Annotated in this window: 13 protein-coding genes; 10 read left to right on the forward strand and 3 right to left on the reverse strand. The window is 56.6% G+C overall.

Annotated elements, in window-relative coordinates; all coding sequences use genetic code 11:
* Positions 1-52 precede the first annotated feature (52 nt).
* Positions 53-1,258 (forward strand): NAD(P)-binding domain-containing protein, encoded by a 1,206-nt coding sequence (locus tag TUZN_RS09620; protein WP_013680771.1) that lies wholly within the window; start codon positions 53-55, stop codon positions 1,256-1,258.
* On the opposite strand, the gene hemL is transcribed toward TUZN_RS09620, so the two are convergent.
* The gene (hemL, locus tag TUZN_RS09625; RefSeq protein WP_013680772.1) at positions 1,233-2,504 is read right to left on the reverse strand and encodes a glutamate-1-semialdehyde 2,1-aminomutase; all 1,272 of its coding nucleotides are present in this window, start codon (positions 2,502-2,504) and stop codon (positions 1,233-1,235) included. The genes TUZN_RS09620 and hemL overlap by 26 nt on opposite strands.
* Before the next feature lie 28 nt (positions 2,505-2,532).
* On the opposite strand from hemL, the gene cobA reads away from it, so the two are divergent.
* The 7 genes from cobA (at position 2,533) to TUZN_RS09660 (ending at position 6,918) form a co-directional block, all read left to right on the forward strand.
* The gene (gene cobA, locus TUZN_RS09630) at positions 2,533-3,264 is read left to right on the forward strand and encodes a uroporphyrinogen-III C-methyltransferase (RefSeq protein ID WP_013680773.1); all 732 of its coding nucleotides are present in this window, start codon (positions 2,533-2,535) and stop codon (positions 3,262-3,264) included.
* Positions 3,252-3,878 carry a uroporphyrinogen-III synthase gene (locus TUZN_RS09635; RefSeq protein WP_013680774.1) on the forward strand — a complete coding sequence of 209 codons (627 nt, stop codon included), beginning with the start codon at positions 3,252-3,254 and terminating at the stop codon, positions 3,876-3,878. Before cobA ends, TUZN_RS09635 begins: the two co-directional genes overlap by 13 nt.
* A gap of 23 nt (positions 3,879-3,901) precedes the next feature.
* Positions 3,902-4,540: a precorrin-2 dehydrogenase/sirohydrochlorin ferrochelatase family protein gene (locus TUZN_RS09640; protein ID WP_013680775.1), complete on the forward strand. Its 639-nt coding sequence runs from the start codon at positions 3,902-3,904 to the stop codon at positions 4,538-4,540.
* Between the two features lie 6 nt (positions 4,541-4,546).
* Positions 4,547-5,569 carry a porphobilinogen synthase gene (gene hemB, locus TUZN_RS09645; RefSeq protein WP_193385954.1) on the forward strand — a complete coding sequence of 341 codons (1,023 nt, stop codon included), beginning with the start codon at positions 4,547-4,549 and terminating at the stop codon, positions 5,567-5,569.
* A 199-nt stretch (positions 5,570-5,768) separates the two neighbouring features.
* Positions 5,769-6,419: a 30S ribosomal protein S3 gene (locus TUZN_RS09650; RefSeq protein ID WP_052886235.1), complete on the forward strand. Its 651-nt coding sequence runs from the start codon at positions 5,769-5,771 to the stop codon at positions 6,417-6,419.
* A 29-nt stretch (positions 6,420-6,448) separates the two neighbouring features.
* A complete protein-coding gene (gene rpmC / locus TUZN_RS09655; RefSeq protein WP_052886236.1) occupies positions 6,449-6,658 on the forward strand; it encodes a 50S ribosomal protein L29 in 210 nt (69 codons plus the stop codon).
* Positions 6,655-6,918 carry a hypothetical protein gene (locus TUZN_RS09660; protein WP_013680779.1) on the forward strand — a complete coding sequence of 88 codons (264 nt, stop codon included), beginning with the start codon at positions 6,655-6,657 and terminating at the stop codon, positions 6,916-6,918. Before rpmC ends, TUZN_RS09660 begins: the two co-directional genes overlap by 4 nt.
* Here TUZN_RS09660 and TUZN_RS09665 read toward each other — a convergent pair.
* Positions 6,886-7,557 (reverse strand): 5,10-methylenetetrahydrofolate reductase, encoded by a 672-nt coding sequence (locus tag TUZN_RS09665; protein WP_013680780.1) that lies wholly within the window; start codon positions 7,555-7,557, stop codon positions 6,886-6,888. The two genes, TUZN_RS09660 and TUZN_RS09665, sit on opposite strands and share 33 nt — an antisense overlap.
* A complete protein-coding gene (locus tag TUZN_RS09670) occupies positions 7,557-9,893 on the reverse strand; it encodes a V-type ATPase 116kDa subunit family protein (protein ID WP_148678646.1) in 2,337 nt (778 codons plus the stop codon). Before TUZN_RS09670 ends, TUZN_RS09665 begins: the two co-directional genes overlap by 1 nt.
* A 224-nt stretch (positions 9,894-10,117) precedes the next feature.
* On the opposite strand from TUZN_RS09670, the gene TUZN_RS09675 reads away from it, so the two are divergent.
* Together TUZN_RS09675 and TUZN_RS09680 are read left to right on the forward strand one after the other, a co-directional pair.
* A complete protein-coding gene (locus tag TUZN_RS09675; protein ID WP_013680782.1) occupies positions 10,118-12,277 on the forward strand; it encodes a sodium-translocating pyrophosphatase in 2,160 nt (719 codons plus the stop codon).
* A 51-nt stretch (positions 12,278-12,328) separates the two neighbouring features.
* Positions 12,329-13,873, forward strand: a complete 1,545-nt coding sequence (locus TUZN_RS09680) for a GTP-binding protein (RefSeq protein WP_013680783.1) — start codon at positions 12,329-12,331, stop codon at positions 13,871-13,873.
* Positions 13,874-13,879 lie beyond the last annotated feature (6 nt).

The following is a 13,879-nucleotide window of genomic DNA, read 5'->3' on the forward strand; positions in this document are numbered from 1 at the left end:
TCTGTCTTAAAAACGTGAATACAGCTTAAATACCTCAAATATAACGACAGGAGTGGCGGCCCTCGACAAGCTATTTTCGGCCTCCATAACTTTTCGAGAGATACCGACAGATAAGCTGGGCGAGCTGGGCAGGAGCGTCATGGAACTGCTCGGAATAGCGCCTTATTTCCCCGTCCCTCTTTTCGTTCTGCATACGTGCAACAGAGTCGAGGTCTACGCCTGGGACGTTCCCCAGACCGCCGTCGAGCTCGTTCTGGCGCATTATAGGGACTACGCAGATAGGGTCGTCATAAGGAAAGGGCGCGAGGCCGCCCTACATCTGCTGGAGGTGGCGGCCGGCCTCGACTCCATGCTGATTGGCGAGACCGATATATTGGGCCAGCTCGAGGAGGCCTACGACAGCCAAGTCAAGGCGCATATAGCACGGGAGCCTCTTAGGACCGTCGTGGAACGCGCCATAAGGTTCGGCAAGATGGTGAGGACCCGCACGAACATCTCTAGAGGGCCTCGGGGCCTCGGAAGCCTCGCTATAATATACGTAAAGGAGAGGTTCGGGGATCTGCGAAACTTGAATATAGGCATAATAGGCGCGGGCGCAGTCGGTAGCGGGTTGGTCAAGGAGTTGAGAGACGGAGGCGCCGGCCGTATCTACGTCTTGAACCGCACGTTGGATCGCGCGGAGGAGGTGGCTAAGAAATACGGCGCGATAGCCATGCCGCTAAACGGCGAAAGTGTGGCTGAGTGTCTGAAGACCTGCGACGTGGTGTTCACCACGGCCCTCTCGTTTGAGCCCATAATAACCGAGATACCGCCGGGCAGTAAGGTGAAGGTGATAGTGGATTTAGGCGTGCCGGGGAACGTGCCGAAGGGTCTGCCCGTGGACGTCGTTAAGCTCGAGGATCTCGAGGACATAGCGGCGCGCTACAACAAGGAGAGGGCTTCCGAGATAGAGAAAGCGAGGGCTTTGGCCCTCGAGGAGCTCGACAACGTCGAGAGGGCGGTTGCTAAGAGGATCGCCGAGATGGAACTTAGCGAGTATATGCAGTTCGTTGAGGCGGCGGCCCGGGAGGAGGCCTCGCGCGCCGGGTCCGATTCCTTGACGGCGGCCCGATCCTCGGCAAAGAGGGCTGTGTTGCCCCTCGTAGAGGCTTTGAGGGAGCTGGCCGGAAGGGGCAAGGTCGAGGAGGTGCTGGAGATTATAAACGAGGCAAGGAAGCGCGTGAAGAGCCCAGCTACAGAGCGGACTTCAGCTCCCTGAAGGACTTCTCCAGGGAGCCTAGGGCCCACTCCACGACCTCTTGCGTGTGCGCCGACGTGGTGAAGTTGACCTCGTACTGGCTGGGGGCCAGATAGAGGCCGTGCCTCAGAGCTATCTCGTGTAGCTTGAGGTACAGCCTCTCGTCGCTTCTCCTCACGTCGTCGGGCGTCTTGACATCGCCGCGCTTGAAGTAGAGCTGGAACATCGACGATATTTGTTTAACCACTACGTCGAACCCGTATCTGCCCGCGACATCCTCGATGCCCCTCGCCATCCTCTCGGCGGCTTTATTGGCGACCTCGTACGGCCTGCCCGTCTCGAGCTCCTCGAGGACGGCGAGACCGGCCGCTATCGATACGGGATGCGCGTTGTACGTGCCGGCGTTGTAGACCGGGCCCTGCGGCGCCAGCAAGTCCATGATCTCCTCCCCGCCGCCGAAGGCGCCGATGGGGAAACCGCCTCCCAGAACCTTCCCCAGGGTAGTCAAATCCGGCCTTACCCCGAAGTGGCCCTGGGCCCCCGACAGCCCGAGCCTGAATCCGGTTATAACCTCGTCGAAGATCAGCACGGCGCCGGTCCTCTCCGTTTCCTCCCTCAAGGCCTTGAGGAACTCTTTGTCGGGTATTATCAAGCCGTAGTTGCCGGCCACCGGCTCGGCTATAACCGCGGCGAGCCTATCGCCCACCTCCCTGACCGCGCGCACGAAGGCCTCCACGTCGTTGTAGGGAACGACGACGGTGAGCTTGACCACATCGGCCGGTATCCCGGCGCTGGTGGGGATGCCCCAAGTCGCCGCGCCCGACCCGGCCTTGACCAAGACGTAGTCGTGGGATCCGTGGAAGTTGCCGTCGAACTTTATTATCACGTCGCGTTTGGTATAGCCTCTGGCCAGCCTTATGGCGTTCATGGTGGCCTCCGTTCCCGTATTGACGAACCGGATCTTGCGTATGGAAGGCATGTGCGACCTTATCTTCTCTGCCAGCGCGACCTCTTGCTCAGTCAACAACGCGTAGATCCACCCGCTCCTCAACTGCCGCTCGACGGCCTCCCGCACTCTCGGGTTGTTATGGCCCAATATTATGGCGCCGAAGGCCGAGCAGAAGTCCACCAGACGCCCGCGATCTGTGTAGAGGTACGGCCCGTCGGCCCCTAAGGCCACCAGCGGTCTGGCGAGGTGCTTCAAGGCCCTCGCCGGCGAGTTGACGCCGCCCGGGAACACCGCCTTGGCTCTCTCCCAGATATCCATGGTTAAAAACTGGCACCGGTTAAATTTAGTGGGCAAGGTCTTCATCGTAGGCGCAGGTCCGGGCGATCCGGAGCTGATCACAGTGAAGGGCTTGAGGCTGATAGAGAGGGCAGACGCTATATTGTACGACCGCTTGGTGCCCAAAGCGCTTCTGTCCCGCGCGAAGCCCCAGGCGGTGTTGATCTACGTGGGGAAGAAGCCCGGAGGAGAGGGCCCTTCGCAGTCAGAGATAAACGAGATGTTGTACGATCTGGCGCTCCGCCACGACGTGGTGGTCAGACTACACGGCGGCGACCCCCTGGTGTTCGGCAGAGGCTTCGAGGAGTGCGAGTACCTAGCGTCTCGGGGGATAAGTTGCGAGTTCGTGCCCGGCGTAACCAGCGGCCTCGCGGCACCTGCGAAGTACTACATACCACCGGTGGCGAGGGGCACCGCTAGCTCCGTCGCTTTGGTAACCGGGAGGGAGGATCCCTCAAAGGGGAAGAGACAAGTCGATTTCAAGAAATTGGCTACGGCGGTAGACACGATAGTTATCTACATGGGAGCATCATCGGCGAGAGAGATAGCTATGGAATTGATGGAGGGCGGCCTGCCGCCGGATACCCCAGTCGCTGTGGTGGAGTCCGCGTTCTTCGACGAGGAGAGGTTCTACACGACCACGCTAGGCGGACTCGGCGCCGTCCGCAACCCGGCAGTGATAGTGGTCGGGAAGACCGTCGAGAGGGGGTTACGGCTGAGGGAGGCGTTATGTCGGTTGTAATAGTCAGGCTCAAGGAGGGCCCTTGCCCCAAGGGCGCCGAGTGTATATCTATAGGGTCCATATCGCCGCGCGCGGGCGTGTCGATACCGGATGGAGACTATCTGGTCGTGATGAGTCCCGCAGTGGCGCGAGCAGTCGACATAAAGGCCGTCAGGGAGAGGTTCAAGTGCGTCATATGCGTCGGGCCTACGACCGCGTCGGCAGTTGGAGGCTGTCTCGTGCCGCGGGAGTACAGTAGCTACGGCGTCGCGCGCCTGATTAAGGAAATGGCGCCGGGAAGGGTCGTGGTCTTGAGATCCAGTGCGGGCAACGACATATTGAGGAGGCTTCTGCCGGACGCGGTCGAGGTGCCGGTGTACGACATATCCATAGACAAGGATAAACTGAGGGAGGCCGCGGAGATGGTCGCAAGATCTAGCGTCGTAGTGTTGACCAGCGCTACTGTCGCCGACAAGATCGCACCGCTCGTCGATCTTAGGGGCAAGAAAGTAGTGGCTATAGGGCCTGTGACGTCGGCGCGTCTGGCGTCCCTGGGCATACCCCACGTAGTTGCGGCCGAGTCAACGATAGAGGGCGCGTTTAAGACTGCCCTATCGCTTCTAGGGCAGAGCTAAAAACACCGGCCTAACCCCCTCCTATGAGGATCCCTTTGTGGATTGAGGCCTCTAGACTGAAGGTGGTCGTCTTCGGCGGCGGCTCTGTGGGAACTAGAAGGGCTAGGCTGTTTGCGTCGGCCGGCGCCAGGGTTAGGGTAGTGGCCAAGGAGGTGAGCCCCGATATAAGGGCTCTCGGTGTGGAGGTGAAGCTGGTGGATCTCCGCGAGTACGAGCCCAACGAGGACATAAAATGGGCCGACATAGTGGTCGTGGCCGTGAACGACGTAGCGCTCGCCGAGAGGCTGTTCACATTGGCCGAGTCCATGGGCAAGCTCGTCAACGACGCCACAAATGCGGCTCGGACACACGTGGTAGTCCCCTACTTCAGGGAGGTGGAGGGCATAAAGGTGGCAACGACCAGCGAGGGGGCTGCCGGGACGCCGGCGCGCCTATCGCTCGACTTAATAGATGAATGCATAAGGAGAAGCTGGATACCTACGTTCTTCAGAGCATATGCGGCGGCCAAGGAGGAGGCTAAGAGGCGGATAAGCGACGTCAGGCGTAGGCTTGCGTTCTACCGAGAGCTGGCCGACGACGGCGAGTTCATGGATTACGTCAAGAGGGGGGATCTGGATTCCGCCTTGAGGAGGGCGCATGAGATATTAAGAAGATACGTATGAGGCGCCATGCAGGTGCAGCTGTCTTTCCCCACCTCGAGACCTAGAAGGCTGAGGGCTAACAAGCTCGTGAGGGATGCAGTGGCCGAGACGTCGCTATCGCCCGACGACTTTATAATGCCTATATTCGTCAAAGACGGCGCGGGCAAAGAGCCCATAGACTCCATGCCGGGCTACTTCAGATGGCCCGTCGACGGCTCGTTGGTCGAACACGTGGAGGAGGCGCTCAGCCTGGGCGTGAACAAGTTCATACTCTTCGGCGTCCTGCCTGACGACGTTAAGGATCCCGAAGGCAAGGCGTCCTACGATCCCCAAGGCGTGGTTCCCCGGGCGATTAGGCTACTTAAGGAAACCTTCGGCGACAGAGTTCTCCTATTCGCCGATGTGTGCCTCTGCGAATACACCGACCACGGCCACTGCGGCGTCGTGGTCCGGGACGGGAGAGGATGGCGTATAGATAATGATAGGACGATCTCTATATACGCCAAGGAGGCGGTCGTGTACGCAGACGCCGGCGCCGACTTTGTTGCCCCCAGCGGTATGATGGACGGCCAAGTGAGGGCAATAAGGCAGGCCCTAGACGCCGCCGGGTATCAAGACGTAGGCATAATGGCTTATTCGGCCAAATACGCGTCGGCGTTCTACGGCCCCTTCCGTGTCGCGGCGTCTTCGGCGCCTAAGTTCGGCGATAGGAGGACGTACCAGATGGATCCGCGCAATTCGAGAGAGGCCGTGAAAGAGGTCATGTTAGATATCGAGGAAGGCGCTGACATAGTCATGGTCAAGCCGGCTCTGGCCTACCTAGACGTGGTGAGGCTGGTCAAGGACTGGTTCCCTTGGGTGCCCCTGGCGGCCTACAGCGTATCCGGCGAATACTCCATGATAAAGGCCGCGGCCAAGATGGGGTACCTCGACGAACGGCTGGTAGCTCTGGAGGCTCTATTTGCTATAAAGAGGGCCGGCGCCGATCTGATACTGACATATTACGCACTAGACGCCGCTAGGTGGCTGAGAGAGGGCACGCCGTTTTAAGTCGACAGTTGCACTACACCCAACGCCTTTCCCCATCAGCAAGGGATGAATCGGCAAGCTCAAGCCCATTTGGAGTCTTCATCACACGCTCTTAACGCGCCGAGTTTTTAAACGCTATTGCTCGATGCGCCGTACGCGTGCCCGCCAGTGGGGCGTCGCAAGGAGGAGAATTTTTAAAGATGCGGCTTTCGGGGGAAGCGTGTCTCAGCAAGGCAAACGACTTGCGGTCTACAAGAAGATTCTCCAGGACAACGTGAAGAGATGGATGATAAAGGAGTTTCTCGAATATAAGCTTGCCAGGCTCGGCTACGTCGATTCCGAGATCTTGAAGACGCCTCTAGGGACCAGGATCGTCATATATGCCGAGAGGCCCAGCAGGATAATAGGGAAGAAGGGCGCTGTGGTTAAGGAGCTGAGCCAGATCCTTGGATCTAAGCTGGGCGTGGAGAACCCCCAGATAGACGTCATAGACATCTCCAAGGTGGATGTGCCCGAGATGTTCCCCAAGGTCGTGGCCTATAGGATAGCCAACGCGATGGCCAAAGGCATTAGGTTCCGTAGAGTGGCCTTTATAGCGATCAGACAGGTCACGGAGGCTGGCGCTAGGGGGTTTGAGTTGGTTATAAGCGGTAAGCTGTCCACCGAGAGGGCCAAGTTCGAGAAATACAAGATCGGCAAGGTCTACAAGACAGGCGCCGACTCGACGAAGACTATGAGAAGCGCCGTTGTGCACGTGTTGCTCAAGCCGGGTATATATGGGATAAAGGCTACCATAGCGCCGGCCAACGCCAGATTCGCGGACGACTTCAAGCTGAAGCTCCCGGTCAGACAAGAGGCTCAAGCCCAATAACGTTTTAAAATAGGCCATATAGTGTCGGCATGTCCTCACCCCCTAAGAAGTTGAACGCCAAGACCTTGAGGCAGATGAGTAGGGAGGATAGACTGAAGTTGCTTGACCAGCTTAGAGCAGAGTACGTCAAACTGCAGACGCAACGCGCCAGAGGCATAGTGGAGAACTCGGGGAGGATCAGATTCATTAGGAGAGCCATCGCGCGCATTCTGACCATAGAGCGCGAGGAGGCTAAGTGAGCTGTTGGGACCTCCTCGGCCGGAGGGTCAAGGCCGTCAACTGTAGCCACGAGGCCGAGGGTTTAGTGGTGGGCGAGAGCAGAGAGGCGCTCTATATCCTCAGAGGCGCCAGAGTGGCGTTAGTGCCTAAGAGGCTCTGCGACTTTATAGATCTCGATAGGGCCGTGTTAATAAAGGGTATCTATCTGGCGGGCTATAGAGACGTCCGGTTGCTGAGCGATAGATGTCTATCTCTTAGCGAGAAGGGCAAGGGCGGATAGCTCCGCCTCGAAGTCGCCTGGCGCCGAGATCACCACCGCCTTGACGTACGGATCTAATGCCTCTATATATCTCCTTAAGGAATCGAGCCCCACCGCTGGTTGCTTGAGCCGCTCAACTAAGCCCGCGTTCCGCTCCGTCCTCAGAAGGACGTAGGGGTACACGTCAAAGGCCGCTAATCTCTCTAGGGATTTTGGGTCGACGAGGTTTAAGACTAGGTAGAAGTCGGCCCCTATCTTCAACCTCTCGGCGTAATTCCTCCGCATGCTCAACAGAACGCCTACCCTAAACCCATACTCCCTGGCTATGGGCACGGCTTCCTCAGTGGTTAGGTGGTCGACCGGCCGTCCCACCGAGGGCAGATCTCCCGACAGCGGGACCACGTACTCCAGTCCCAGCAACCTGGCGGCCCCCAAGAGAGACCGATACGCGAGCTCGTTCAGATCCCTCAGACGTATATGGGCTATCGGCGTCAGTCCAATCTCCTTGACTACGTACGCGACGGCTATCGCGTGGGCGCTCGGCCTCCCGCCGGGGGAATCCGGTATGTCCACCATGTCGACGTAGTCCGACAAGGCCTTAGCCCGGCTGACCACCACGCGTCTAGATGTGGAGGGAGGTAGCTCGGCTATTATCCTCATCAAGGCAAGACCAACGGCGTGAAGAGGCGCCCCCTCCCTTCGTAGAATTTGCTTAAAGTCTCGTAGAAGGTCAGACGGAGCGATTGGACCAGCGACATGAAGCCCTCGCCTACCGCTATGAGTATGTTGAACAGAACCGCTATAGCGACGGCGCCAGCTATATTGCCCGACTCCGCTACGGCTAGGGCCCACCCCATAGACAGCTTCGTGAATATGCCGTGCATCAGTATCAGGATCATCAGACGGGCGAAGCTCGGCACGTTGGCGAGGCCGCCAAATATCCCCTCGACAAGCCCGACAGCCATCTCTAGCCCTATCGGCGGCTTCTCTTCATGTCCTCTGTACTTGGCTGTGAGAGCCGCGGCGCCTGCGACGAGCAACACTATGGCGGCAATTAAGGTATAAGTCCAGGGGAGGTTTAGGGCGTCGGCCATCAGCGGGGGCATAGGCAAAATCGGCTTGAGGAGGGCCAGCACTATCATGCCTGCGGATACATAGATCAACAATATGGGGATGCCTATGCCTAGGGCCATGTCCTTCTCGCCCTCCAAGACGAAGTTGGCTATCTTGAGCGAGAAGGACCCCGCCATTATTATATAGCCGAAGAGCAAGGCGGCTAGAAGATCGGCGAATATGCCCTCCGTCTCCACGGCGGTTCCCATCTGCGGACTTACAATAGGCTGGAACATATGGATCAGCCCATCCCAGCCTACCCCGAAATACGACAGAGGGAAGCCGAAGAATTCCCCGTAGACCACTCCGCCGAAGAACATGGAGAACACGCCGGTCACCATCCAGATAACGCCCCAATCCTTGTACTTCCCGCCGAAAAGGCTCTTGTAGAGCCACAGACCGAAAAGGAATAGCAATAGGCCGTGGCCCAGATCGCCGAACATCCAGCCGAAGAATATGGGGAACAACACGGCGACCAGCGCCGACGGGCTTATCTCGGAGGCGCTCGGCACCCCGTACATGTAGGCTATCTTGTTGACTATCTGCCTAACAGGCGTTGGAAATCTCTCCAGAGTAGGCCTCCTCCTCGCCGGCACGTTCTGGAAGTATTTATACCGTATGTTTCTCACTATATCGAGTTTGACCGACAACGCCTTAACGAGCTCGGTGAGGGCGGCGTCTACGGCGCCCACGTCCCCCTCCTTGACGTAGAAGATCACTGTGCCGATATCTTTGTGGGCTTGCCAATCCCCGTCGCCATATACCGAGTATTCCCTGTAGATCTCCTCTAGGCTCTTCAATTCGCCCTCCCTATTCCTCAAAGATCTCTCTATCGAGTTTAGGGTTTCCTCTACAACCTTTAAAGAGGAAGCTATATCGTCTAGATATTGTCTGGGAATCTTTATCCCCCTCAGCCCATCTCTCGCCAGATACGCCTCTCTATTGCCTACCGCTATCTTGGCGGCGGCACTGCCATCCTCAACCTCGGCGTAAAGGGCCAGCCCATCGGGCAACTTTATTCTGTCGGTGCCGGAGGCCTTGAGCTCTGCCAGAACCTCCTTTATAGTCGACAGCGTATGGAACTCGGACTTTAGCCGCCCGATCTCTGCCGATAGCGACGTGAACAAGTGCCCTGTCTCTTCGCCTTCGGATATGGCCGACTTATTAAATGTATCAATAATAATCGATAATGTATATCTTAATGTATAAATGAAATCTATAAATTTCCTATAATTATATATTTTATCTCTTATCTGATTATATAAGCTATCTATTTTATTTCTCAAGTAGTCGGGATCGTCGAGGTTTGCCAGATCCTCCGGCCGCAACGGCTCGAGGCCCAGCTTCGAGAGGGTAGATACGAGGAGTTTGCTCTTTTCCTTGGCTATCGATAGAATAGCTACATCTCCTACCGAGATAAATGCCGCGCCTAGATCTCTGGACAGGTTGATTAGTTCTTGGGTATATTTCCCGGGTATTACTATAAAATTATCGAGGGCATCTGTCTTGGGAAACCGATAGTTCCTCAGCTGGTTTAAGGCGGCTGACAGCTGGAGCTTTTGCCTCAATGCCTGCAGTTCCTGCGCGTACTTTTTGGTCTCCTCAAATAAGGGGGCGATCTCATTTAACGCCCTATCTAATAGACGGGCAAGAGGCTCTCTTGGTAAAGTGACTATATTTGGTTGATAATATTGAGAAAATATAGAGAGAATCTCATCGAGCTTTCTGACACCTTGCTGTATTTCGGGATCTCTTGGCCTGGCTAGCCTCTGAGGCCTCTCCTCGAACATCGCAATGCCCGTTTTGCCTAGGTAGAATATTAGGTCAGGCAACGCATCGACCGGCGCCGCTATCCTAAACTCGACCACGCGCTCAAGAGGCACAACGGAGGGAAAACCCAGTTTTTTAACTATATGTTCTCGCCTTCTTCTAAATATAGTAATAATATACTTTTTAATTTAAAATTAAATAATTTTAAATAAGATAAATAATAATATATTTAATAACATTAATATTGATATAAATATAGAGACGGAAACGAGCTCTAGGGTGGGCGGCAACTATCATTAATGATAATATTTTTAGGGTCCACGGAATCTACAATGCTATGCCAGTTATACCAGTTATAGGATTACTGATCGGCGCATTCGGCCTTCTATATGCGCTGTATTTGGCCAGGTGGGTTCTGCGTCAAGACCCAGGGACCGACAAAATGAGGTTTATATCTAACGCCATAGCGACAGGCGCCCGCGCGTATTTGTTCAGGCAGTACAAGACTCTATCAATTCTCCTGGTGATTCTCGCCATCGCCATCTTTTTCGCCGTAGATATGACCAGAAGGTTGCCAGGCCTCACAGCATTGGGCTTCGTGGTCGGCGCGCTTGGGTCCATGTTGGCCGGATATCTAGGCATGTACGTGACGACTAGATCGGCCTCGCGCGTGGCTCAAGCCGCGGCTAGCGGCGGCATGGGCAAGGCGCTACAAGTATCCTGGCGCGCTGGCGCGGTCATGGGGCTTTCGCTGGCGAGCGTCGCGCTTCTGCTGATATCCGGCTTCTATCTGGTATTTAGTTGGATCGCGCCTGAGGAGTGGGCCACCCCCCTGGTTGCGCTCGGCTTCGGAGCCAGCTTGGTGACTCTCTTCATGAGGGTTGGCGGCGGTATATATACGAAGGCCGCCGATCTCGGGGCCGACCTAGTCGGCAAGATAGAGGCGGGGATCCCCGAGGACGACCCGAGGAACCCAGGCGTCATCGCGGACAACGTGGGCGACAACGTGGGGGACGTGGCTGGCATGGCCGCCGACGTGTACGAATCGTATATAGTAACGGTCACGGCAGCTATATTTCTGGCCTACATACTGGGCCTCTCGACTGCCTTCATAGAGGGCATAATACTCATAGCGTCGTTGGCGTTGCTGGCGACGTTCGTGGGCGTAAATCTGCTGAGAACTAAGAACGTCAAGAATCCCATGAGCTCAATAAGCTTCGCCATATATTCCACCATAGCGATCTCCGTGGCCTTGTTCTTCGCGGGCTCCTTCGCCTTGGGGCTCAGCACTACAGAGTCTCTCGCCATGGCAGCTACGGCGTCTCTGGGCGCTGTAGTGGCGCCGCTAGTCGTCAAGATAACCGATTATTACACCTCCTACAACTACAGCCCTGTTAGGCAGATAGCCGAGCAGGCCAAGATAAGTCCCGCCACCGTGATAATTACCGGCTATGGCGTGGGGCTCATAAGCGCCGTGCCTGTTCTGTTCGTCATAATAGCGGTGCTGGGGGTATCGTACGCTATAGGGTTCTTCGCGTTCCAAGTCGCCAGCTTCGGCAGTTACGGCCAATATCTCGCGGGCATATTCGGCACAGCGTTGGCCTCGGTCGGCTTGTTGGCCATAGCCGGTATAATAATAACGGCCGACTCCTACGGCCCTGTCAGCGATAACGCCAACGGCGTAGTGGAGATGGCGGGTCTGCCCGAGCAAGTCAGGGAGGTCACGGACGTGCTGGACTCGATAGGCAACACCACCAAGGCGACGACCAAGGGCTACGCCATAGCGAGCGCCGCGTTGGCGGCGCTTGTGCTCTTCATAGCTCTGATGTTCGAGATAATGAAGTCGATGGCGCGGGTACTGCAACAGCCTCTTACCTCTCTGCTGGCCGACTCGATCTCCAAGATATCGATAATCAACCCTAACGTCCTGATAGGCGCCTTCATAGGCGTGATGATAGTGTACTTCTTCACGAGCAGAACGCTCGGCGCAGTCGGGCGGACCGCCATGGAGATTGTCGAGGAGATAAGAAGGCAGTTCAGAGAGAGGCCGGGCATATTGGAGTGGAAGGAACAGCCCGACTACGCGAGAGTCGTAGATATAGCCACGAGGAGGGCTTTAGGCGAGTTCTTGCTACCCGGCCTGGTGGTGATAGTCGTGCCGTTGGTGACGGGCTTCGTCATGGGCTGGCAGGCTCTGGCAGGCTTGATCATGGGCGCCTTGGTTTCCGGCGTCCCCCGCGCCTTGTTGATGGCCAACGCCGGCGGGGCTTGGGACAACGCGAAGAAGTACGTGGAGTTGCAGGGCCTAAAGAAGACGGAGCAACACAAGGCCGCGGTTGTGGGCGACACTGTAGGCGATCCGTTCAAGGACACGTCGGGCCCATCGCTGAACCCCCTGATCAAGGTGCTCAACACTCTATCCGTGGTGTTCGCGTTCGCTATAGTGTTGGCCAATGTACATATGCATATAGTATTGACAGGCCTATTCCCGTTCTAAGTATTTTAGAGAAAAACTAAAAAGCTCTTTTCACGCCTCCATTCAATGTAGATGTATCCTCCTGAGAGCGAGGAAGGCAATAGGGAATACAAGCTTCTCATCAAGGATAGCGACATAGAGCATTTAGCGGGGCAGATGAAACGCCGGCTGGTAGAGGGCGGCGGCGAGGCGTTTTACTTAATAGGCGTATCCGACGACGGCAAGCCCCTCGGCTTGGACGAGGGGGCCCTCAAGGAGGCCCTCTCAGTCGTGGAGAAGGCCGCGGAGAGAATAGGGGCTGTGGCGTATCTGGTGAGGCTTGAGGAGGGCATAAGGGGAAAGGTTGCCGAGGTCTTAATAAGAAATAGGGCGGGCGAGGACAACCCGCCTCCGGTCGTGCACGTCGTGGCGTTGGGAAACGTGGATGCTGGTAAGTCGACGTTGATAGGAGTCTTGATCACCGGGCGGCTAGACGACGGAAGGGGGAGCGCGAGGGTCTACGCCGCCCGTTTCAAGCACGAGGTCCTCACAGGGCGTACATCGGCGGTCTCCACAAGGCTTCTGGGATTCAGAGGCTACCAGGTAGTTAATGCGGATCTGCCTGACCCGCTTGACGAGGCCTCGGTCTATCTGAACTCGGATAAGGCGGTTCTGTTCATAGATGTGGGGGGCCACGAGGGCTATCTCAGAACGTCTCTGAGAGGCATTCTGGGAAACGCACCGGATTACGGGATGTTGGTAGTAGCGGCCAACTCCGGCGTCCAGAGGATGACCAAGGAGCATTTAGCCGTGGCAGTTGCAGTAGGCGTCCCCGTCTTTGTCGTGGTGACCAGAGTAGACATAACGCCCAAATCGGTCCTGGAGAGAACCGTCGACGACGTCGTGGGCCTCTTGAAGATGCCCGGAGTGAGCAAAGTCCCCTATATGGTAAAGAACGACGAAGATGCAGTGGTCGCGGCTAAAATGATGCCCACCGGACGCGTGGCGCCTATATTCCTCGTCTCCAACGTGACTGGCGAGGGGCTGGACAAGCTGAGGCTATTTCTGTCGCTATTGCCTAAGAGACTTCACTGGAGCAACTCCGGCGTTCCCGTCCTCTATATCTCCGAGATATACAAGGTCCGAGGCGTAGGCACCGTAGTTGGGGGGTTGCTCGAAGGCGGCCGGCTGGCCTCCGGCCAGAAAGTACTCATAGGCCCTCTAGATGACGGCGGCTGGAAATCGGTCAGGATAAAATCAATACAAGTGAATAGGGTCTCGGTAGGCTCAGCGAGCCCTGGGCAGTATATCACAGTAGCCATAGAGGGCTTCGACGACGTGCGTAAGGGTATGGCCCTTGCGGCCGAGCCGTTGAAGTCCTCTATCAGAATACGGGCGGATGTGATAGTCCTAAGACATCCGACTGTGATAAGGCCGGGCTTCACCGGCGTACTGCATCTGAGGTCTATAAGATCGCCGGCTACAATAACGTGGATAGACAAGGGCGTGTTGATGATGGGCGACGTCGGCAAGATAGAGCTGGAGCTTCCGCGGCCTTGGGCCGTGCCCAACGGCGAGAGGTTTATCTTCAGAAACGGCCCGACGAGGGTGTTAGGCCGAGTGATCCACACTTATTAATAGAGG

Origin of the sequence: Thermoproteus uzoniensis 768-20, assembly GCF_000193375.1 — an archaeon.
Classification (GTDB): domain Archaea; phylum Thermoproteota; class Thermoprotei; order Thermoproteales; family Thermoproteaceae; genus Thermoproteus; species Thermoproteus uzoniensis_A.